General features: G+C 63.5%; 22 protein-coding genes and 1 pseudogene. 14 read left to right on the forward strand and 9 right to left on the reverse strand.

Going from position 1 to position 19,291, the window contains the following annotated elements:
• A partial coding sequence (phnC, locus tag JWR89_RS11950) for a phosphonate ABC transporter ATP-binding protein (protein ID WP_299716127.1) occupies nucleotides 1-782 on the reverse strand: 782 nt, incomplete at its 3' end.
• Nucleotides 783-983: 201 nt separating this feature from the next.
• Here phnC and JWR89_RS11955 point away from each other — a divergent pair.
• From JWR89_RS11955 to fghA, 6 genes are all read left to right on the forward strand, one after another.
• Complete coding sequence (locus tag JWR89_RS11955) at nucleotides 984-1,640, forward strand: DapH/DapD/GlmU-related protein (protein WP_299716130.1); 657 nt, start codon at nucleotides 984-986, stop codon at nucleotides 1,638-1,640.
• On the forward strand, nucleotides 1,637-2,830 hold the full coding sequence (locus JWR89_RS11960; RefSeq protein ID WP_299716133.1) for an alpha-D-ribose 1-methylphosphonate 5-triphosphate diphosphatase: 1,194 nt from the start codon (nucleotides 1,637-1,639) through the stop codon (nucleotides 2,828-2,830). Before JWR89_RS11955 ends, JWR89_RS11960 begins: the two co-directional genes overlap by 4 nt.
• A 22-nt stretch (nucleotides 2,831-2,852) precedes the next feature.
• Nucleotides 2,853-3,548 (forward strand): DUF1045 domain-containing protein, encoded by a 696-nt coding sequence (locus JWR89_RS11965; RefSeq protein ID WP_299716136.1) that lies wholly within the window; start codon nucleotides 2,853-2,855, stop codon nucleotides 3,546-3,548.
• Nucleotides 3,549-3,806: 258 nt separating this feature from the next.
• The gene (locus JWR89_RS11970; protein ID WP_299716138.1) at nucleotides 3,807-4,916 is read left to right on the forward strand and encodes an S-(hydroxymethyl)glutathione dehydrogenase/class III alcohol dehydrogenase; all 1,110 of its coding nucleotides are present in this window, start codon (nucleotides 3,807-3,809) and stop codon (nucleotides 4,914-4,916) included.
• 36 nt (nucleotides 4,917-4,952) lie between these two features.
• On the forward strand, nucleotides 4,953-5,522 hold the full coding sequence (gfa, locus tag JWR89_RS11975; RefSeq protein ID WP_299716140.1) for an S-(hydroxymethyl)glutathione synthase: 570 nt from the start codon (nucleotides 4,953-4,955) through the stop codon (nucleotides 5,520-5,522).
• A gap of 109 nt (nucleotides 5,523-5,631) precedes the next feature.
• Nucleotides 5,632-6,477 (forward strand): S-formylglutathione hydrolase, encoded by an 846-nt coding sequence (gene fghA / locus JWR89_RS11980; RefSeq protein ID WP_299716141.1) that lies wholly within the window; start codon nucleotides 5,632-5,634, stop codon nucleotides 6,475-6,477.
• Between the two features lie 47 nt (nucleotides 6,478-6,524).
• On the opposite strand, the gene JWR89_RS11985 is transcribed toward fghA, so the two are convergent.
• Nucleotides 6,525-7,034 (reverse strand): DUF3280 domain-containing protein, encoded by a 510-nt coding sequence (locus JWR89_RS11985; RefSeq protein WP_299716143.1) that lies wholly within the window; start codon nucleotides 7,032-7,034, stop codon nucleotides 6,525-6,527.
• Between the two features lie 130 nt (nucleotides 7,035-7,164).
• Between JWR89_RS11985 and JWR89_RS11990 the strand changes: the two genes are divergently transcribed.
• The 5 genes from JWR89_RS11990 to JWR89_RS12010 are packed head-to-tail and all read left to right on the forward strand — an operon-like array spanning nucleotide 7,165 to nucleotide 11,594.
• Entirely contained in the window at nucleotides 7,165-8,346 is a 1,182-nt protein-coding gene (locus JWR89_RS11990; RefSeq protein ID WP_299716146.1) for an ABC transporter substrate-binding protein, read from the forward strand.
• 26 nt (nucleotides 8,347-8,372) lie between these two features.
• Entirely contained in the window at nucleotides 8,373-9,329 is a 957-nt protein-coding gene (locus tag JWR89_RS11995; protein ID WP_299716149.1) for a YVTN family beta-propeller repeat protein, read from the forward strand.
• Between the two features lie 11 nt (nucleotides 9,330-9,340).
• Entirely contained in the window at nucleotides 9,341-10,141 is an 801-nt protein-coding gene (locus tag JWR89_RS12000) for an ABC transporter ATP-binding protein (RefSeq protein WP_299716152.1), read from the forward strand.
• Nucleotides 10,138-10,983, forward strand: a complete 846-nt coding sequence (locus JWR89_RS12005) for an ABC transporter permease (protein WP_299716155.1) — start codon at nucleotides 10,138-10,140, stop codon at nucleotides 10,981-10,983. The genes JWR89_RS12000 and JWR89_RS12005 overlap by 4 nt, the downstream gene beginning before the upstream one ends.
• Complete coding sequence (locus JWR89_RS12010; RefSeq protein WP_299716158.1) at nucleotides 10,980-11,594, forward strand: hypothetical protein; 615 nt, start codon at nucleotides 10,980-10,982, stop codon at nucleotides 11,592-11,594. Before JWR89_RS12005 ends, JWR89_RS12010 begins: the two co-directional genes overlap by 4 nt.
• A gap of 15 nt (nucleotides 11,595-11,609) precedes the next feature.
• Here JWR89_RS12010 and JWR89_RS12015 read toward each other — a convergent pair whose 3' ends face one another.
• From JWR89_RS12015 to xoxF5, 4 genes are all read right to left on the reverse strand, one after another.
• Nucleotides 11,610-12,164, reverse strand: coding sequence for a PQQ-dependent catabolism-associated CXXCW motif protein (locus JWR89_RS12015; protein ID WP_299716181.1), 555 nt, complete (start codon nucleotides 12,162-12,164; stop codon nucleotides 11,610-11,612).
• On the reverse strand, nucleotides 12,164-12,994 hold the full coding sequence (locus tag JWR89_RS12020) for a substrate-binding domain-containing protein (protein ID WP_299716161.1): 831 nt from the start codon (nucleotides 12,992-12,994) through the stop codon (nucleotides 12,164-12,166). Before JWR89_RS12020 ends, JWR89_RS12015 begins: the two co-directional genes overlap by 1 nt.
• A 107-nt stretch (nucleotides 12,995-13,101) precedes the next feature.
• Nucleotides 13,102-13,575 (reverse strand): c-type cytochrome, methanol metabolism-related, encoded by a 474-nt coding sequence (locus JWR89_RS12025; protein WP_299716184.1) that lies wholly within the window; start codon nucleotides 13,573-13,575, stop codon nucleotides 13,102-13,104.
• Between the two features lie 147 nt (nucleotides 13,576-13,722).
• Nucleotides 13,723-15,528 (reverse strand): lanthanide-dependent methanol dehydrogenase XoxF5, encoded by a 1,806-nt coding sequence (gene xoxF5, locus JWR89_RS12030; protein ID WP_299716164.1) that lies wholly within the window; start codon nucleotides 15,526-15,528, stop codon nucleotides 13,723-13,725.
• Between the two features lie 346 nt (nucleotides 15,529-15,874).
• Between xoxF5 and JWR89_RS12035 the strand changes: the two genes are divergently transcribed.
• Nucleotides 15,875-16,804 (forward strand): quinoprotein relay system zinc metallohydrolase 2, encoded by a 930-nt coding sequence (locus JWR89_RS12035; protein ID WP_299716167.1) that lies wholly within the window; start codon nucleotides 15,875-15,877, stop codon nucleotides 16,802-16,804.
• Nucleotides 16,805-16,859: 55 nt separating this feature from the next.
• The gene (locus JWR89_RS12040; protein ID WP_299716170.1) at nucleotides 16,860-17,687 is read left to right on the forward strand and encodes a quinoprotein dehydrogenase-associated SoxYZ-like carrier; all 828 of its coding nucleotides are present in this window, start codon (nucleotides 16,860-16,862) and stop codon (nucleotides 17,685-17,687) included.
• A gap of 13 nt (nucleotides 17,688-17,700) precedes the next feature.
• Here JWR89_RS12040 and JWR89_RS12045 read toward each other — a convergent pair whose 3' ends face one another.
• The gene (locus JWR89_RS12045; protein WP_299716173.1) at nucleotides 17,701-18,060 is read right to left on the reverse strand and encodes a hypothetical protein; all 360 of its coding nucleotides are present in this window, start codon (nucleotides 18,058-18,060) and stop codon (nucleotides 17,701-17,703) included.
• A gap of 154 nt (nucleotides 18,061-18,214) precedes the next feature.
• Here JWR89_RS12045 and JWR89_RS12050 point away from each other — a divergent pair, with 154 nt between their 5' ends.
• Nucleotides 18,215-18,559, forward strand: a complete 345-nt coding sequence (locus JWR89_RS12050; protein WP_299716176.1) for a hypothetical protein — start codon at nucleotides 18,215-18,217, stop codon at nucleotides 18,557-18,559.
• Between the two features lie 2 nt (nucleotides 18,560-18,561).
• Here the strand turns inward: JWR89_RS12050 and JWR89_RS12055 are convergent, their stop codons facing one another.
• Both JWR89_RS12055 and JWR89_RS12060 read right to left on the reverse strand, forming a co-directional pair.
• The gene (locus tag JWR89_RS12055; protein WP_299716178.1) at nucleotides 18,562-18,798 is read right to left on the reverse strand and encodes a hypothetical protein; all 237 of its coding nucleotides are present in this window, start codon (nucleotides 18,796-18,798) and stop codon (nucleotides 18,562-18,564) included.
• 119 nt (nucleotides 18,799-18,917) lie between these two features.
• Nucleotides 18,918-19,291 (reverse strand): annotated as a pseudogene (locus tag JWR89_RS12060) (hypothetical protein); the annotation flags it as partial.

A 19,291-nucleotide genomic window follows, 5' to 3' on the forward strand; every position in this document is an offset into this window, starting at 1 on the left:
GCCTCGACGAGTCGGGCCGGCAGCGCGTCGAACTGGTCGGTCGACGTCGCGACCCGGCCGTAGATCTCCATGACCTGGCTCTTGGTGAGCCCCTCGGTACTGACGTCGAGTACCACCCGGCCGTGCCGGAGACCGACGATGCGGTCGGCCCAGGCGAGCGCGAGGTCGACCTGGTGCAGGCTGCACACGACGGTGAGCTGCTCGTCGGAGGCGATCTGGCGGATGAGCGCCATCACCTGCGCGCTCGACTCGGGATCGAGCGAGGCGACAGGCTCGTCGGCGAGCAGGATCTCCGGGTTCTGCATGAGGGCGCGGGCGATGGCGACGCGCTGCTGCTGGCCGCCGGAGAGCTGATCGGCACGCTGCGCGGCCAACGACGCCATGTCGAACTGCTCCAGCGCAGACATCGCCAGCGCGCGGTCCTCCTCGGGCCACATCTGCGTCAGCGAACGCCACTGCGGCATCCCGGAGAGGCGGCCCATCAGAACGTTGGTCAGGACATCGAGACGGCCGACCAAGTTGAACTGCTGGAAGATCATCGCCGAGCGCGCCCGCCACTGCCTGAGGTCGCGGCCGCGCAGCGCGGTGACATCGACGCCATCATACGAGATCCGGCCCGAGGTCGGCTCTGCCAGCCGGTTGATCATGCGCAGCATGGTCGACTTGCCGGCGCCGGAGCGCCCGATGACGCCGACGAAAGCGCCGGGCTGAATCGCGAAGGATGCGTTATCGACAGCCGCTTTGGCGCCGAATCGGCACGTCAGATTTTCAACCACCAGCATGGGGCACTCCAGTAACCATAGACGATGCCACCGGTAGCGCTGGGCCTTGACAGTGATGTGACAGGCGGTCCGCGCGAGCGCGTTGTCCCCGCATCCCAGCCGTACCGCGCAAAGTCATACGATCGTCACGACGCCGTCATGAAAGGAATCGAAGAGAGGCCGCGCGTCATGGCTGACGCCGTCAGATCATGTGAGAGTCCAATGGCCGGAAAAACTTTGTCGCTCGATCCCTCTATCGATCCGAGCGCTACGCTCAAGGATGCCACACTGGGCGCCTATTGCGAGGTCGGTGCTCGCACCATTCTTCAGGAAGTCACCATGGGCGACTATTCATATGTCGTGAACGACGCCCAGATCACCTATACGACGATCGGAAAATTCTGCTCGATCGCCGCGATGGCGCGAATCAATCCCGGCAACCACCCGATGCACCGCGCCACCCAGGCGCATTTCACCTATCGCGCCAGCGCGTATTTTCCTGGCGAGGCGGAGGACGCCGAGTTCTTCAACTGGCGCCGCGAACATCATGTCACGATAGGTCATGACGTCTGGATCGGTCACGGCGCCGTGGTGCTGCCCGGCCGCAACATCGGCACCGGCGCGGTGATCGCCGCCGGCGCGATCGTCACCAAGGACGTGCCGGCCTATACTATCGTCGCCGGCAATCCGGCTCGTGTCATCCGCCGCCGCTTTCCAGAAGACGTCGCCGCGCAACTCGCCGAGCTGGCGTGGTGGGACTGGGACCACGAGGCGCTGCGGCTGGCGCTGCCGGATTTTCGCAAGCTTGCGGTGGAAGACTTTTTGAGCAAATACCAGTCCGGTGCGGCAGCCGCCGCGAAGCAGATGGCAGAGACATGACGGATATCTTGATCGACGGCGGACGCACCCTTGTTGACGGCGAAGTCGTCGAGACTTCGCTGCGGATCGGCAACGGCAACATTTCGGCGATCGGCGCCGATGCCGTGCATGGCGCGCTCGGTCTCGATGCCGGCGGCTTGCTGGTGCTGCCGGGAATCGTCGATTTGCATGGCGATGCCTTCGAGCGGCAGTTGATGCCGCGGCCCGGCGTCGACTTCCCGGTCGATGTCGCGCTGGTCGACAGCGACCGTCAGGCGATCGCCAATGGCATCACCACGGTGTTTCACGGCACCACGTGGTCGTGGGAGCCCGGCCTGCGCGGCGCGGAGAATGCGCGCAAACTGCTGAATGCGATTGAAACGCAGCGGCCGCAACTCGCTGCCGACACCCGCTTCCATCTGCGCCAGGAAACCTACAATCTCGAGGCCGAAGCCGAGATCCTGCAGTGGCTTGCGCAAGGCCGCATCGACCTGCTGGCCTTCAACGACCATATCCACACCAGCCTGCACAATCCGGAAAAGCCGGAGAAGCGTGCCCGCATGGCCGAGCGCACCGGGCTGACAGGTGAGGCTTTCGACCAGCTCGTGCAGCGGGTGATTTCGCGCGCCGACGAAGTGCCGGGCTCCATCGCACGGTTGGCTCTCGCGGCGAAGGCGGCCGGTGTGCCGACTTTGTCCCATGACGACGAGACCCCGGCGATGCGCAGCGAGTTCCGCCAACTCGGCGTCGCGATCGCGGAATTCCCCATCAACGAAGAAACCGCCATCGCCGCGGCGGCCGCCGGCGACTTCATCGTGTTCGGTGCGCCCAATGTGGTGCGCGGCGGCAGCCATACCGGCTGGACCAAGGCTTCGGACATGATCGCCAAGGGGCTATGTTCGGTACTCGCCTCCGATTACTATTACCCCGCGCAGTTGCTGGCGGCATTTCGCCTGGTTGCCGAGGGGATTCTGCCATTGGCGAAAGCCTGGGCGCTGGTCTCGTCGGCGCCGGCCGCGGCTGCCGGGCTCACCGACCGCGGCGTGCTCGCTGCCGGCCGCCGCGCCGACATGCTGCTGATCGACGACACCGCGGCGTTGCGGCCGCGCATTGTCGCGGTCATCGCCAACGGCCGGCTGGTCCACCTCACGGATGCGAGTCGCCTGCTGCACACAGCCGTCGCACCGCGCAAGGCGGTTGCGGCGGCGTGACCGGTCTCTATGGTCGGACGTCATGACCACCTTCCCCCGTTACGCCATCTACTACACGCCCGCCGCCGACAGCGATCTGCATCGCTTCGGCACGGGGCTGTTGGGCTACGATGCCTTCGCCGTCAGCGATGTTCCGTTCCCGGCTGAAGTTCTCGCTGAAGCGCCGGACTGGGCTGCCCTGACCGGTGATCCGCGCAAATACGGTTTTCATGGCACCCTGAAGGCACCGTTCCCGCTGGCGCCGGGCAAGACCGAGGCTGAACTCGTCGCCGCCTGCGAGATCTTCGCCGCCGCTGCGCGCACCATTCCCATGATCACGCCGGTGGTGCGCGCCATCAGCGGCTTTATCGCCGTGGTGCCTGACACGCCATCCCCCGATCTCAACGCGCTGGCGCAGGATTGCGTCGAAACCTTCGACCGGTTTCGGGCGCCAATGAGCGCCGAAGACCGCGCACGGCGCAATCCCGGCGCGCTTACGGCGCGGCAGGTCGAGCAACTCGACCGCTTCGGCTATCCCTATGTGCGCGACGACTTTCGCTTCCATATGACGCTGACCGGCCGGCTCTCGCCCGAGCGCAACACGCAGGTGCTCGCTATGCTACAGGCGCGCTTCGCCGCGCTGGATCTGACGTCGCTGCGCATCGACCGCATCGCATTGTTCCGGCAAGACGATGACCGCTCGCGGTTCCGGATTATGCGCGAGATGAAACTGACCTGATCGATCAGTTCATCGCAACTGCGATGATGCAAACGCGAACAGTTTCGCAGCGCACACAGCGCTTCCAAAAATAATTCGCCGTTTTAATTTACCGTCCTTGACCTTGCGCACCAGCGTGCAATGATTTCTACCAACACCGGAGCGGATCGACGCGCCTGTCGCGTGAACCACGGCGTATGTCCGCTCAAGAACAGCAGTGGGAGAAACCGGCGGGTCAGCACGGTTTGAATCCTGCGCGCCATGACTGGGAGTCACCTTATGAAGACCCGCGCCGCCGTTGCCTTTCAGGCCAAGAAGCCCCTTGAGATCGTCGAGCTCGATCTGGAAGGCCCCAAGCACGGCGAGGTCCTGGTCGAGATCAAAGCCACCGGCATATGCCATACCGACGCCTATACGCTGGACGGTCTCGACAGCGAGGGCATTTTCCCCTCCATTCTCGGCCACGAAGGCGCGGGCATCGTGCGCGAGATCGGGCCCGGCGTCACCTCGGTGAAGCCGGGCGATCATGTGATTCCGCTGTACACGCCGGAATGCCGGCAATGCAAAAGCTGCCTCAGCCAGAAGACCAACCTGTGCACGGCGATCCGCGCGACGCAGGGCAAGGGCGTCATGCCCGACGGCACCTCGCGCTTTAGCTACAAGGGCGCGCCGGTGTATCACTACATGGGCTGCTCGACGTTCTCCAATTTCACGGTTCTGCCGGAGATCGCCGTGGCGAAAATTCGCGACGATGCGCCGTTCCAGAGCAGTTGCTATATCGGCTGCGGCGTCACTACCGGCGTCGGTGCGGTGGTCAACACCGCCAAGGTCACGCCGGGATCCAATGTGGTGGTGTTCGGACTTGGCGGCATCGGCCTCAACGTGATCCAGGGCGCGCGCATGGTCGGTGCCGACAAAATCATCGGGGTCGATGTCAACGACGACAAGGAAGAGTGGGGCCGCAAATTCGGCATGACGCATTTCGTCAACCCGAAGAAGATCGACGGCGACATCGTCGCGCATCTGGTCGGGCTCACGGACGGCGGTGCCGACTACACCTTCGATTGCACCGGCAACACCACCGTGATGCGGCAGGCGCTGGAAGCCTGCCATCGCGGCTGGGGCGTCTCGGTGGTGATCGGCGTCGCGGAATCCGGCAAGGAGATCGCCACCCGCCCGTTCCAGCTGGTCACCGGCCGGGTCTGGAAGGGCACCGCGTTCGGCGGCGCGCGCGGCCGTACCGACGTGCCGAAGATCGTCGACTGGTACATGAACGGCAAGATCGAGATCGACCCGATGATCACCCACGTCCTCAAGCTCGAGGACATCAACAAGGGCTTCGATCTGATGCACGAGGGCAAGTCGATCCGCTCGGTCGTCGTGTTCTGAACCACCAACCAAAAATCAAACAGGAGGATTGATCCCATGACCGTTCATATCCACCCCTCAGTCGATAATGGAGTCAAACAGGGCTCCGGCCATTTCACCGGCGGCACGCTGGTCTGCAAATGCCAGGACCGCCCCGTCAAGGTCGGTGTCCGCGGCGACGTGCTGCACAACCACGCCTGCGGCTGCAGCAAATGCTGGAAGCCAGATGGCGCGACCTTCGCAGTAATCGCCGTGGTGCCGCGCGACAACGTCTCGGTACTGGAAAATGGCGACAAGCTTCATATCGTCGATGCCTCGGCGACAATCCAGCGCCATGCCTGCAAGGTGTGCGGCACGCATATGTACGGGCGCATCGAAAACAAGGATCATGCGTTCTACGGCCTCGACTTCATTCACCCGGAACTGTTCCAGGAAGGCGGCTCGGCGGCTCCGGGCTTCGCGGCCTTCGTGTCGTCTGTGATCGAGACCGGCGTCGATCCGTCGGAGATGGATGGCATCCGCGCGCGGCTCAAGGAGCTGGGTTTGGAGCCGTACGATTGCCTGTCGCCGGGATTGATGGATGCGCTTGCGGCGCACGTCTCGAAGTCCCGCGCCAAAGCAGCATAGCGGCAGCCCGACGCGGCCAGCTTGATCCGTCCGCGCTGGCGGTGGCATAACCATCGCCAGCGTTGACGCCTGCGGTCTGCCGTCGTCCCGCCGCCGGAGTAACCGACTCATGACGATCGAAACTGTTTCGCTGAACCGGTCGCATGACGGCACCCAGGGCGTCTACAAGCATGCCAGCCGGGAGACTGGCACCACTATGACGTTCTCAGTGTTCGTGCCGCCGGCGGCGCGCGAAAAACCCTGCCCGGTCGTCTGGTATCTGTCCGGCCTCACCTGCACCCACGCCAATGTGACCGAGAAGGGCGAGTATCGCCGCGCCTGCGCCGATCTCGGCCTGATCTTTGTCGCACCCGATACCAGTCCGCGCGGCGACGGCGTGCCCGGCGATCCCGCCAACGCCTATGACTTCGGTCTCGGCGCTGGCTTCTATGTCGATGCCACGCAGCCGCCGTTCGCGAAGAACTACCGGATGTGGAGCTACGTCACTGAGGAGTTGCCTGCAGTGATCGGTGCGAATTTCCCCGCGGACATGACGCAGCAATCGATTATGGGCCATTCCATGGGCGGCCATGGCGCCCTGACGATCGCGCTGCGCCACCCGGAGCGTTACCGCGCCGCCAGCGCGTTCTCACCGATATCGGCGCCGTCGCAGGTGCCATGGGGCGTCAAGGCGCTGTCAGGCTATCTCGGCGACGACCGCAAGATCTGGCGCCGGCACGACGCCGTGGCGCTGATCGAGGACGGCGCACGATTTCCGGAATTCCTGGTCGATGTCGGCGACGCCGATCCGTTTCTCGCTGAACAATTACGGCCGGGGCTGCTGGAGAACGCGTGCGCCGATGCCGGCATCGAACTGACGCTGCGCCGGCCCTCGGGTTACGATCACAGCTACTATTTCATCTCCACCTTCATGGAAGATCATCTGCGCTGGCACGCCGCGCGGCTGAAAGGGTGACGTAGCCTCAACTCTCCCCATTGCGGAGCACGCTGCCGTCGCTCAGTCTACTGCGGCGCGCCGTAATTCGGCGCCAGCAGCCGGTTGCGCAGCAGGTAGCTCACCGTGCGCGACCAGGACTCGTCCGTGTTGCTGCGGAAATCCGCGCTCATCGCCGTCACCAGATGCCCGGTCCGCGCGTTGCGGATATAGACGTTCATGTTGAGGATCAGGTTCGAGACCTTCTGCACCGTGCCGGTGATGGCGAGGTCGGCGCCGAGTTGCTGGGCAAACTGCACGTCGCAGCCGCCGCAGGCCTGCAGGTTGCTGTTGTGCGCCTCGACGCGCACCGGCGCGATATCGACGAGCACATATTTTCCGGATTCTTCCAACCCCTTGCGCAGTTGATCGCCGGCCCGCAGCAGGCGGGCCTGCTCATCGGCGCGCTGGCCGTCCTTCTCGCCCTGCAGGCTGGTGTCGATCAGCTCGAAATCGAACACCGCAGCCCTCGGCCCGTCGGCGCGCGCGGCAACCGACCCCGCCAGCACCGCCAGAACGACAAATCCAATCTCGCGCATGAAAGTTTCCCGACCGGAACCCGCCACACCAAAATGTTCGTTGCAACTTAGGACGGATCAGCCATGTTTCAAGCAGGAAGTCTTCTGATCGGCAGTATCTGTCGAAGGGGGCTCGAATGGGGAGGCGTCCTTGGCCCGGCTTTTTTGGGCGATCGTGTGTTGCGTGCTGGGTTCGGCCGCGCTCAAGGCCGAGCCGGTGGAAATCAGGATCGGCTATCTCGGCCCTGCCGGCATTCGGCCGAGCCTGTCGCTGGTCGAACAACCCGCCGAGAATGATGGCGTCGCCGGAGCCCGCCTCGCCATCGAGGACAACAACACCACCGGTCGGTTCACGGACCAGCGTTTTGCGCTCGACGAGATCCGGTTGAAGGACAGCGACGATGCCGGCACCGCGGCGCAGAGCTTGGCTGGGCGCAACGTCGGCTTCATCATCGCCGACCTACCCGCGGATGCGCTGCTGAAGGCGGCCGACGCCATCCGCGACCGCGGCACTCTGCTGCTGAACGCCGGCGCCATCGACGACCGGCTGCGCGAACAGGACTGCCGCAGCAATGTAATCCATGTCGCGCCGACGCGCTCGATGCTGGCCGATGCGCTCGCGCAATACCTGGTCTGGAAGCAATGGAAGCGCTGGCTGCTGGTGGCAGGCTCGCATCCCGAAGACAAACTGTACGCCGACGCGCTGCGTCGAGCGGCAACGCGCTTCGGCGCCAAAATCGTGCAGGAGCGCACCTTCGAGGACACCGGCGGCGCGCGGCGCACCGACAGCGGCGTCACGCTGATCCAGCGGCAAATGCCGGTATTCACGCAGGGAGCGCCGGCCTACGACGTTCTGGTGGCCGCCGACGAGAGCGAGGTGTTCGCCTCCTACCTGCCCTACCGCACGTGGGACCCGCGGCCGATTGCCGGCTCTGCCGGCCTGGTGCCGACCAGTTGGGACGCGGCGCATGACCAATGGGGCGCGGTGCAATTGCAGAACCGCTTTGTGAAGCTCAACGCCCGCCGCATGAGCGCGCGCGACATGCAGGCCTGGACGGCAACGCGGATGATCGGCGAAGCCGCGGCGCGAACAAAGTCCGGCGATCCGAAAGCGATCACCGCGTTCATCAAGAGCCCGGACTTCTCCATCGCCGCCTTCAAGGGCCAGCGCCTGACGCTGCGCGACTGGAACGGGCAGCTGCGCCAACCGATCCTGCTCGCCGACGGGCGCATGGTGGTCTCGGTGTCGCCACAGGAAGGTTTTCTGCACCAGGTATCGGAACTCGATACGCTCGGCATCGACCGGCCGGAGACGAAGTGTAAATGGCCATGATGGAGAGGTTGCGGATGTCGCGACAGATGTTTTACGCAGTAGCCATCTGGCTGGCGTGCGCAGTGCCGGCGAGCGCCACGATGGCCTATGTCTCCAACGAGAAGAGCAACACGGTCTCGGTGATCGACACTGATAGCTGGACCGTGACCAGGACGATCAAGGTTGGCCAGCGCCCGCGCGGCATCGAATTCACCCATGACGGCAAGTCGGTGCTGGTCGCGGTCGGCGACGACGACACCATCGAGGTGATCGATGTGGCCAAGCAGGAAGTCGTGGACACCCTGCCTTCCGGCCCCGATCCGGAACTGTTCGTGCAGGATGCCGCCGGCAAGCTGCTCTACGTCGCCAACGAGAACGACAACACGGTGACGATCATCGACATTGCCCGGCGCGGGCGGCTCGGCGAGGTGCAGGTCGGCGTCGAACCGGAGGGGATGGCGATCAGCCCGGACGGAAAAATCCTGATCAATACTTCCGAGACCACCAACATGGCGCATTTCATCGATACCGCTACGCGGCAGATCGTGGCCAATGTCCTGGTGGATGCCCGGCCGCGTTTCGCGGAGTTCAAGCGCGACAATTCCGAGCTGTGGGTGTCGGCGGAGATCGGCGGCACCGTCACCGTCATCGATCCCGTGAAGCGCGAGGCTACCGGGAAGATCAGTTTCGCGATCCCCGGGCTGCGGCGCGAGGCGATCCAGCCGGTGGGCATCGGCATGACCAAAGACGGCAAGACCGCCTTTGTCGCATTGGGTCCCGCCAACCGCGTCGCGGTGGTGGATGCCATGACCCATCAGGTGACGAAATATCTGCTGGTTGGGCAGCGGGTCTGGCATCTGGCCTTCACGCCAGATGAAAAATATCTGCTGACCACCAACGGCGTTTCCAATGACGTCTCGGTGATCGACGTCGCCGCGCTCAAAGTGATCAAGACCATCCAGGTCGGCGAACTGCCCTGGGGCATTGCAATGGCGCCGCCATGATGCAGAGCCAAATGCCCATCGACAGTCCTGCAAGTCCCGAGCGACGCCCGGCCGCGGCGGCCATCGCTGCGCTGTCGATCGATCGCGTCAGCCATTGTTACGGACCGCGGCTGGCGCTTGACGACGTCAGCCTCGACGTTGCGCCGGGCACCTTCACCGCGCTGCTCGGCCTCAACGGTGCCGGCAAGAGCACGCTGTTCTCGCTGATCACCCGGCTGTTCGGCGTGCAGCGCGGCCACATCCGGATTTTCGGGCACGACATCGGCCGCGCCCCCGGCGAGGCGCTGCGGGTACTCGGCGTCGTGTTCCAGCCGCGCACACTCGATCTCGACCTTACGGTGACGCAGAACCTGCTGTATCACGCCGCCCTGCACGGCATCGGGCGCGGCCATGCGAGGACGCGGGCCGGGGAAGTCCTCGCGCAGATCCATCTGTCCGACCGCAGCGGCAGCAAGGTGCGTGATCTCTCCGGCGGCCAGATGCGACGACTGGAGATTGCGCGCGCGCTGCTGCACCGACCGCGTCTGCTGCTGCTCGATGAGCCCACCGTCGGTCTCGACGTCCAGGCCCGCGATGACATGTTGGACCATGTCAGAGCATTGGTGCGCGAACAGGGCATCGCCGTGCTGTTCGCGACCCATCTGTTCGACGAGATTGCGGAAAGCGACGATCTCGTCGTGCTGCATCAGGGCCGCGTGCTGGCGCGCGGGCCGCTGCCCGATGTTCTCGCTCAAAGCGGCGCGCGCGACCTGCATGCCGCCTTCATGCGGCTGACCGGAACCGCCGCGGAGATGGGGGGACCGGCGCCATGACAACCGACGTGCTCACGCAAAAAACCGGATTCACGCTCGCGCAATACGCCATATGCATGAACGGCATCGTCTGGCGCGAAGCATTGCGCTTTTTGCACCAGCGCGAGCGCTTCGTCTCCGCGCTGGTGCGGCCGCTGGTGTGGTTGTTCATCTTCGCCGCCGGGTTTCGCCAGGTGCTGGGAATATCCATCATCCCGCCCTACGAGACCTATATCCTCTACGAGGTCTACATCACACCGGGATTGATTGCGATGATCCAGCTATTCAACGGCATGCAGTCATCGCTGTCGATGGTCTACGACCGCGAGACGGGCAACATGCGCACCCTGCTGGTGAGCCCGCTGCCGCGCTGGTATCTGCTGTTCTGCAAGCTGCTCGCCGGCACCGCGGTCTCCGTGCTGCAGGTCTACGCCTTCCTGCTGGTGGCGTGGTTCTGGGACATCGAGCCGCCGCATCTCGGTTATCTCACCGTGCTGCCGGCGCTGCTACTGTCCGGGCTGATGCTCGGCGCGCTGGGCATGCTGATCTCGTCGGGCATCCAGCAACTGGAGAATTTCGCCGGGGTGATGAACTTCGTGATCTTCCCGATGTTCTTTGCCTCGTCGGCGCTGTATCCGCTGTGGCGCGTGCAGGAGGGCAGTCCGATGCTGGCCTATCTCTGCCAGCTCAATCCCTTCACGCATGCGGTGGAGTTGATTCGCTTCGCGCTATACGGCCGGCTGAACGGGCTCTCGCTGGCCGTGGTCGGCGGATGCGCGGTGGTGTTCATGGTCGGCGCGGCGATCGCCTATGATCCGTCGCGCGGCATCGGCCGACGCGGGCCGGCGGGAGGCGAAACATGAGATCGCGTGTTCCGGTCGCGGCGTTGTTTGCCCTGCTTGGCATGACCGGCCTGGGCCGGGCAGCCGATCCACGCTATCCGGACTGGCCCTGCGCGCAAGCCAAGGTGCCGGAAGTCTCTCTCGCTGCAGTCTGGGCCGGGCCGGATCTCGACGACGTCGCGAACAAATGGAAAGACAATGCCACCGTCAGTGCGCTGGTGCCGCGGCTGGCGGCGCGGCGCACGCCGCTTGATGAGGCTGAGAAGGCCATTGCGGAATTTCTCTCGGATTCTCCGGCCAGGAAAGAGGAGCGCGGCAAATTGCTGTTTGCCGGCCTGTTCGAAACCCTCAACGCGCAGCGGGGGTCCGTGATGAGCGGACTGGAGCGCATCACCCGCAAGCAACGCGAGGCCGCCGACGCGATCCGCGCCGAGACGCTATCGATGCATGCGCTGCAGGATGCAGCGACGCCCGACCCTGCGAAGATCGAGCAGACCGGCAACCAGTTGCTGTGGCAGACCCGCATCTTCGAGGACCGCCGCCGCGTCATCAAATTCGTCTGCGAAGTGCCGGTGGCGATCGATCAGCGGCTGTTCGCGCTGGGGCGCATCATCCAGCAGGGCATGGAGTAATGCAGGTATCAGTAGTTATTCCCCCGCCCGCGGTTCCGCCTTTGCATCGACCATCGGCAGGTCCGCCTTGCGCCAGCCATCGGTGCCCTCGGGATACCAGGCGACGTTGACATAGCCGTAGGTCAGCGCGCGCTTCGCGGCATTCCACGACATCCAGCAATTGGCCTGGCAATAGAACACCAGTTGCTTGCCGCGATCACCGCCGCTGGCGCGCGCCAGGCCCTGCTTGAAATAGGTCTCAGTGACCTCGGCTAGTTCACCGTAGCCGGTGTCGGGCAGCCAGATGCTGCCGGGAAGATGCGGGCGCGGCGCCTCGCGCCATATGGTGCCGGCGGGCAGATTCGGCGGCTTCGGCGGATGCGGCAGTACGTCGATAAACGCCGCCGCACCGGCGCGCCAGATCGCTTCGGCCGCAGCGGTATCCAGCACCTGCGCGCCCTTCAGCGTCAGCGGCACCGGCGCGCGATAATTCTCGGTGCGGTAGCTGTCCGGCTCGGGTGCCATGTCCTGCGCGACTGCGCCGGCTGCGAACAATATCGCAACCGCCGCCACGCAGGCATGGCGCCGCATCACGGCGACTTGGCCGGCGCCCGCGCGACAATCGGTTGGTCGTTGTCGTCGAGCAGCGGCACGCCGAAGCTGAGGAGAATGGCGTTGATCTCGCTTTGGTTCTCCTGGATGAAGCGATTCAGCAACCGCTTCCAGTTCTGGTCCGCGGCACGAACGCCCATGCCGATACGGTAGGCGAGCCGCGGGCCGGTGGTTTCCCTGACCAGCGGCGTGACGTGCAGCGGTGGGTTGGCCTCTTTGGCGTAGTAGCCGGCCATCGGTCCCCACAGAATGCCGGCATCGATGGTGCCGGCATTGATGTCCTTGATCATCGCTTCGGCCGAAGAATCGATCCTTGTATCGATCATCAACGCGTATGGCCTGGCGTTCGCCATGAGGCCGTTGGCCGCCATGTTGGTGGCCGGCGGGGTGCCGGCGACGATGCCGATGTGCTTGTCCTTGAGGCGGGGATCGCCGAGCGTTGTGACCTCGTCGAGACCGCCGCCGGTTTTGGCGACCAGCGCATAGGCCGTCCGAAGATAGGGATTGGTGCCCTGTACCAGGTCGTCGCCCTGCGGATAGCCCATCACCACGTCGCAGCGATGCGCGCCGAGCGTCATGCGGAAGAAGCCGGTCGCTTGCGGGAAATAGGTGTAGGCCAGCCGCTTTTGCAGCTTGGCCGCAAGGAGTTCCGCGAGCTTGTTCTCGTAGCCTTCGCCTTTGTCGTTAGACAGAGGCAGGCTTCGCGGGTCGGCGCAAACCCGCAGCACCTGCGGATCGACCAGTTCAATCGAAAGGTCAGTGCCTTCCGACGTCTGCGCCTGGGCGGGAGCGCCAGCGAATATCCCCATGGAGGCAATACAAAAAACCGCCAATAGGTGCCTTGACCGTACGGCATGGATCATCGCCGTCTTCTCCTTCGATCGACAGTCGCGCCCCCGGAAACGTCTGCCGCCGATCACTTCTTGCCCATGCAGGAATCCTCGGCCTGCTGTGCGGCCGGCGGCTTGTCATCATGTTTGGCCGGCCTGACGCGGCCGACCGCATCTACTGAGCGCGCGCGGAGGTAGACATAGAGATCGTCGAGGTAGCAGGAGACGTTCGGGTTATCGCCGAACGCCGGCATCACATTGTTCTGCGACGCATTGACGTTTTTGCGACCGCTGGCGACAACCTCCAAGAAGTGGCCGTAATCCATGCTCTCGACGGAGTGCTTCAGCGCCGGCGCGTAGCTCGATCCTTCGCCGTCGGGGCCGTGGCAGACATGGCATTCCGAATGGTAGCGGCGATAGCCGGAATAGGTGTACCAATCGACGCTGCCGTCGGTAACCTTGAAGGTCGGGTTGCCTTCCTTGTCGAAGTACTTGCCATCCTCGTTTTTTACTGCAGCGGGATCGCCAGGACCATCGGCGAAAGCATGAGAGCCGAACATCACGGCGACCATCAAAGCCGCCACACACGAGATTGAACGCACGAGCATTTCCTTGAGTTTTCTTATTGTGAGGTCATGTTTTGGCTTGAGAACGGGCGAAACTTCGGCGCGTGAATCGCTCCACGCGCCGAAAATTCGTGTCTCTGCCTATTGCGGCAGGGCGAACACCGTCAGCGCTCCGCCGAGCGCGGTGTAGTTCGTCAATGCCGCATAGCCGCCGACGGCACCGAGACCCGCCGTCGGATCGGTCAGGCCGGCTGCAAGGCCGATGCCCGCCCAGCCACCAACGCCGGACAGCACGGCGATATATTGCCGGCCGCCCTGCTCATAGGTGGTGACGTTGCCGATGATGCCGGACGGAGTCTTGAACTTGTAGAGTTCCTTGCCCGTCTTGGCGTCAACCGCCTTGATGTACCCTTCCAGCGTTCCGTAGAACACCACGCCGCCGGCGGTAGCGAGCGCCCCGGACCACACGGAGAACTGCTCCTTGTTGGACCAGGCGATCTTGCCGGTTGTGTTGTCCCAGGCAATGAAGTTGCCCATGTGGCTGTCGCCCGGAGGGGGATACATCGACAGCGTGGCCCCGACATAGGGCTGGCCGGCAGTGTAGCTCACCTTGAAGGGCTCGTAGTCCATGCAGACGTGGTTGGTCGGTACGTAGAACAGCTTGGTGTCCGGCGAGTACGCGGCCGGCTGCTCATCCTTGGTGCCGAGCGCGGCCGGGCAGATGCCCTTGCTGTTATGGTCCTCGCCGCCGCTTTCGGTGGAATATTGCGCCACCACTTTCGGACGACCATAGGTCGGCGAGCTCTTGTTCATATCGACACCGGAGGTCCAGTTCACCTTCGGATCGTACTTTTCGGCGACCAGCAATTCGCCGGTGGCGCGATCGAGCGTATAGCCGAGGCCGTTACGGTCGAAATGCGTCAGCAGCTTGCGAGCCTGACCGCCCATGTCCTGATCGCTGAGGATCATCTCGTTGACGCCGTCATAGTCCCATTCGTCATGGGGCGTCATCTGGTAGACCCAGTTGGCCATGCCCGTATCCGGATTGCGCGCGAAAATGGTCATCGACCACTTGTTGTCGCCCGGGCGCTGCTTGGGATTCCAGGTCGAGGGATTGCCGGAACCATAATACACCATGTTCAGCGCCGGATCGTAGGACAGCCAGCCCCATGTGCAGCCGCCGCCGATCTTCCACTGGTCGCCCTGCCAGGTCTTGATGCTGGAATCCTTGCCGACCGGCTTGCCGAGTTCGGTGGTCTTGACGGGATCGACCATGATCTGGTCGTCCGGCCCTTCGGAGAAGGCACGCCAGACCTGCTTGCCCGACTTGAGATCGTAGGCCGTGACGTGGCACTGCACCCCGAACTCGCCGCCGGAAATGCCGACCAGCACCTTGTCCTTCACCACCAGCGGCGCCGACGTGCCGGTGCCGCCCTTGCCGGGATCGCCGTTCTTCACCGACCATTCCACCTTGCCGGTCTTGGCATCGAGCGCGACCAGCGTGGTGTCCGCCTGGTGCAGGAAGATCTTGCCGTCGGCATAGGCCACGCCGCGATTGACCGTGTCGCAGCACATCACCGGAATCACGTTAGGATCCTGCTTGGGCTCGTATTTCCATACGATCTTGTTTTCGTTGGCGAGATCGAGCGCGTAGACGATATTGGGGAACGGGGTGTGGACGTACATCATGTTGCCGATTACCAGCGGACCGCCTTCGTGGCCGCGCAGCACGCCGGTCGAGAATGTCCAAGCCACCTGCAGCTTGCCCACATTCGCTGCCGTGATCTGCTTGAGTTCGGAATAGCGCTGGTTGGCATAATTGCCGGCCGGCATCACCCAGTCTTTCGGGTTCTGCTGCATCTTGATCAGTTCGTCATTGGCATTTGCCGCGCCTGCGGCGAAGGCCGCTACAGCGCCGAGACAGGCCGCGAATAGCACCTTGTGCATGTCGAATCCTCCCACGAGATATTTTGTTGTTGTTACATCACTGCATTAGGCCCGAGACGCATGCGCTCAGCACCGATAGTCTCTGGGATACATTTTCGCCAGCATATCAAGCTCCGACCGACGAACGACATTGATCGTTTCGTATTGCCGCAGCTCCCGAAAGACCTTGGCTATCCCAACGAACCGAAGTCCTGTTGAAGTCGAAAACAAAGAAATGGTAATCCGGTCGACTGGAGCGCGCAATACAAATTCGGTCGAACTAATAGTGGACCGATGGAAATCGCTTGTTGCGTCGCAGAATTTTCTGCACCGCTCAACGCGCTGAATATGTCATGGATACTTACGCATGATCGCCAGGATGCTACGAGCTATCTTCGCCGTGCTCTCTATTGCATCGACTGTGCAAGCGCAGCAAAGCGATCCGCCGCTTCCCGTCAGCGAAATCGCCCCGGGCGTCTATGTCCATTTTGGCGCTGTGGAACTGATGACGCGTAGCAACGAAGGCGGCATCGCCAACATCGGATTTATCATCGGCAACGACGCCGTAGCGGCGATCGACACCGGAGGCAGCGTACGCGAAGGGCGCCGGCTGCTGCAGGCGATCCGCAGCCGCACCGACCGGCCGGTCCGCTACGTGATCAATACCCACGGCCACCCGGATCATGTTTTCGGCAACGCAGCATTCGGCAGCTACGCGGCGACGTTCGTCGGCCACAAGAATTTGCCGCAGGCGCTCGCCACGCGCGGGCCGTTCTATCTCGAATCGTTCCGCCGTCTGATCGGAGACGAGCTGATGGCGGAAGTCCGGCTCATCGAACCCACGGTGCTGGTCGATAACGAAATGACGCTCGATCTCGGCGGAAGAACCCTGACGCTGAAGGCATGGCCGACGGCTCACAGCGACAGCGACCTGACCGTGCTGGACGGTACGACCGGCACGCTGTTCGGCGGCGATCTCGTCTTTTCCGGGCATATTCCCATCATTGATGGCAGCCTGCGTCGGTGGCTGACGATGCTCGATCCGCTCGCGGCCCTGCCCGCCCGGCAGGTGGTCCCGGGGCACGGCCCCATCGGGGCGTGGCCCGGCGCGCTCGACGACGAGCGACGCTATCTGCAGACCCTTTCGGCAGACGTCCGCACCTCGGTTTCCCGCGGCGCCCCGCTGAAGTCAGCCACCGAAACCGCCGGCGCGGCTGAGAAATCGCGCTGGCAATTATTCGACGACTACAACGCCCGCAACGCAACCGCGGCCTACTCGGAAATTGAATGGGAATAGATCGCTTCCCGAGCTATGCTCGCTGACTGGTCCTTCGGTCGGTCAGGAGATCGCTATGACCGTTTTGACGTTGATGCGCGTTATTGCGCTCGCTGCAGCCGTTCAAGTCGGAGTGCCCGCAGCGATGGCCGCCGCGCCGGAGCCGTATGATCCCTGGCCCGGGTTGGTGCAGGACATCTTCAACAGCCGCCCGATGCTCGACGGCGCCGGCATCATTGCGATCGAGATGCCAGTTCGCGCGGAAGATGCCGCCATCGTTCCGGTGACGCTGCGCACCACGTTGCCGCCCGGCGATGGCCGCCGGGTTCGCGCCATCACGCTGGTGATCGACCAGAATCCGGCGCCGATGGCCGGCCGGTTCGAACTCGGCCCGGAATCCACCGTGTCTGAAATATCCACCCGGGTGCGGGTCAACAGCTATACGGACGTGCATGCCGTTGCGGAACTTAGCGATGGGCAGCTCTATATGAGCAAGATCTTCGTCAAAGCCTCAGGCGGCTGTTCAGCGCCGGCCGCCAAGAACGCCGAGGAAGCCAAAGGCAAGCTCGGCCAGATCCGGTTTCGCCAGTTCGCGAAAGCCGGCGACAGCGCCTCCAGCGGCTTGCGCGAAGCGCAGGTGATGATCGGGCACCCGAATAATTCCGGGCTGCAAATGGATCAGGTCACGCACCTCTATGTGCCGCCGTTCTTCATCAATGAAATGCGGGTATGGCAAGACGACAGCCTGCTGTTCGCGGTGGAAGGCGGAATCTCAATTTCGGAAGACCCCAACATCCGCTTCTCCTACCTGCCGCAAGGCGCGAAGCGCTATCGCGTCGAGGCCAAAGACACCGAAGGCCACATCTTCCAGGGCGAGTGGAAGGCCGAGACTTCGGGAATGTAGCGCGTCGCCGACCTCAGAAACACCGCACCTCGGCTTCCGCCTGTGCGCGACGTAGATCGTTAAGGGCAGTGTTGGCCTGCGGCGACGAACGGAACTGTCCGCCGAGATTGCCCTGCACCTGCGCCATGTTCAGCACGGTCTCAGCGGTGACGTAGCTATCATAAGGCAGCAGCGACGCTACCACGTCGATCGAGCAGGAACATTGTTCCAGCGACTGCCGATTTTCGCCATTGGCCTTCATGCAGCCGAATACGTAGTCGGACCGGGCGGCGGTGGGGTAATCGTTGAAATCGGCGGCCTCCGCCGGGGCTGCCGGAACGATCGCCAGCAGATACGCGGCCAACGCGGCCTTTCGCCATACGGCAATCGCCATCTCATCACTCCCGCCAGGTCTATGGCCGCTACCCTACTATAACCATCAAAGGTTAAAACCACGCAGCTTGCTGCAATGCAACGCAGGCTTCGCTGGCACGATATGCGGTCGGCGTGATAGCAATCTGGAAAAATTTCCCCGGGAGGCACCTGTCGTGCGCATTGTCATTCTCGCCGCCGCGTCGCTGATACTCGGCTCCGGCCCGCTTCTGGCGCAAGGCAAGGGCATTCGGCTCTGGAACCTGACCACGGAAACGATCTCGAGTTTCCAATTGTCGGCACCGGGACAGAACGCCTGGGGGCCGAACCAGACCCTGAATGACAAGGACAAGGAAGTCGATCACGACGAACGCCTGCGGATCACCGACGTGGCGCCGGGGCGCTATGACGCCAAGGTCGGCTATCGCGATGCGCGGTCCTGCACGGTACGCGACATCGACATCAAGGCCGGCACGGTGTTTTCCATCGCCGACAAGGATCTCAAGGACTGCAGCAAATAGCGTTAGCCGGCTTTGCTCCCAGCGGCGGCATCGGCCTTGTCGTTGGTGTGCGGATATTCGCAGCGCCACTTCACCGCCTGCCACTTCGGGTGCTCACCCACCCATTGCGCGATATAGGGCTGCGCTGCCATGGTGCACTGCTGCAGCGATACCTGCGATGAAAACATCAGATGAGTTTCCTCGCAGGTGCTCGGCGACAGCACGGCGCAGACTGTCACGATCAGGTCAATGGGATTCATGCCACGCTCCTTGCTCTGTCGCCAACATAACATAAGAAGACACGGATTCGCTGCGGCGAAGTTTCAACACGGCTCAAAATGGCCGTGCGATACCGCTCCGGGGGCAGCTAACTACCGTCTCAAAAATTGACGCCGTAGATCAGCCGCGCCTGATGACGCTCGAATCCGGCGAGATTGAGCGGACCGCTATCGCCTGGCCGGTGTCCCCAGGCTTGGATGCTCCACGCCGCGGTCAGCCGCGAACGCTCGGAAAGCTGCAGATAGGCCGTCGGCCCCAGGAATAGCGCGTCGCCTGAAAACTCCTGCAGGCCGATCCCCTCATAGCGGCGCAGGTAACGCGCCTCGCCGCCGAGAAAGACACCGGGGCGGACCTGGGCCATCACCGCCGCCGCCACGCCCACCGTCGATTCCCGGTCGATGAAATCCGTGCCCACCAGCCGGGTCCATTCCGGCTGGTACAGCAGATTGAGCGCTGCGACCACGTAGCCTGGTA

This window comes from Tardiphaga sp. (genome assembly GCF_028290785.1).
Lineage (GTDB): Bacteria > Pseudomonadota > Alphaproteobacteria > Rhizobiales > Xanthobacteraceae > Tardiphaga.

What these genes read in the sequence shown, in the direction of transcription:
- JWR89_RS11955 (WP_299716130.1), top strand. Translation starts at nt 984, where the DNA reads ATGGCCGGAAAAACTTTGTCGCTCGATCCCTCTATCGATCCGAGCGCT.
- JWR89_RS11960 (WP_299716133.1), top strand. Translation starts at nt 1,637, where the DNA reads ATGACGGATATCTTGATCGACGGCGGACGCACCCTTGTTGACGGCGAA.
- JWR89_RS11965 (WP_299716136.1), top strand. Translation starts at nt 2,853, where the DNA reads ATGACCACCTTCCCCCGTTACGCCATCTACTACACGCCCGCCGCCGAC.
- JWR89_RS11970 (WP_299716138.1), top strand. Translation starts at nt 3,807, where the DNA reads ATGAAGACCCGCGCCGCCGTTGCCTTTCAGGCCAAGAAGCCCCTTGAG.
- gfa (WP_299716140.1), top strand. Translation starts at nt 4,953, where the DNA reads ATGACCGTTCATATCCACCCCTCAGTCGATAATGGAGTCAAACAGGGC.
- fghA (WP_299716141.1), top strand. Translation starts at nt 5,632, where the DNA reads ATGACGATCGAAACTGTTTCGCTGAACCGGTCGCATGACGGCACCCAG.
- JWR89_RS11985 (WP_299716143.1), bottom strand. Translation starts at nt 7,034, where the DNA reads ATGCGCGAGATTGGATTTGTCGTTCTGGCGGTGCTGGCGGGGTCGGTT.
- JWR89_RS11995 (WP_299716149.1), top strand. Translation starts at nt 8,373, where the DNA reads ATGTTTTACGCAGTAGCCATCTGGCTGGCGTGCGCAGTGCCGGCGAGC.
- JWR89_RS12000 (WP_299716152.1), top strand. Translation starts at nt 9,341, where the DNA reads ATGCCCATCGACAGTCCTGCAAGTCCCGAGCGACGCCCGGCCGCGGCG.
- JWR89_RS12005 (WP_299716155.1), top strand. Translation starts at nt 10,138, where the DNA reads ATGACAACCGACGTGCTCACGCAAAAAACCGGATTCACGCTCGCGCAA.
- JWR89_RS12010 (WP_299716158.1), top strand. Translation starts at nt 10,980, where the DNA reads ATGAGATCGCGTGTTCCGGTCGCGGCGTTGTTTGCCCTGCTTGGCATG.
- JWR89_RS12015 (WP_299716181.1), bottom strand. Translation starts at nt 12,164, where the DNA reads ATGCGGCGCCATGCCTGCGTGGCGGCGGTTGCGATATTGTTCGCAGCC.
- JWR89_RS12020 (WP_299716161.1), bottom strand. Translation starts at nt 12,994, where the DNA reads ATGGGGATATTCGCTGGCGCTCCCGCCCAGGCGCAGACGTCGGAAGGC.
- JWR89_RS12025 (WP_299716184.1), bottom strand. Translation starts at nt 13,575, where the DNA reads ATGTTCGGCTCTCATGCTTTCGCCGATGGTCCTGGCGATCCCGCTGCA.
- xoxF5 (WP_299716164.1), bottom strand. Translation starts at nt 15,528, where the DNA reads ATGCACAAGGTGCTATTCGCGGCCTGTCTCGGCGCTGTAGCGGCCTTC.
- JWR89_RS12035 (WP_299716167.1), top strand. Translation starts at nt 15,875, where the DNA reads ATGATCGCCAGGATGCTACGAGCTATCTTCGCCGTGCTCTCTATTGCA.
- JWR89_RS12040 (WP_299716170.1), top strand. Translation starts at nt 16,860, where the DNA reads ATGACCGTTTTGACGTTGATGCGCGTTATTGCGCTCGCTGCAGCCGTT.
- JWR89_RS12045 (WP_299716173.1), bottom strand. Translation starts at nt 18,060, where the DNA reads ATGGCGATTGCCGTATGGCGAAAGGCCGCGTTGGCCGCGTATCTGCTG.
- JWR89_RS12055 (WP_299716178.1), bottom strand. Translation starts at nt 18,798, where the DNA reads ATGAATCCCATTGACCTGATCGTGACAGTCTGCGCCGTGCTGTCGCCG.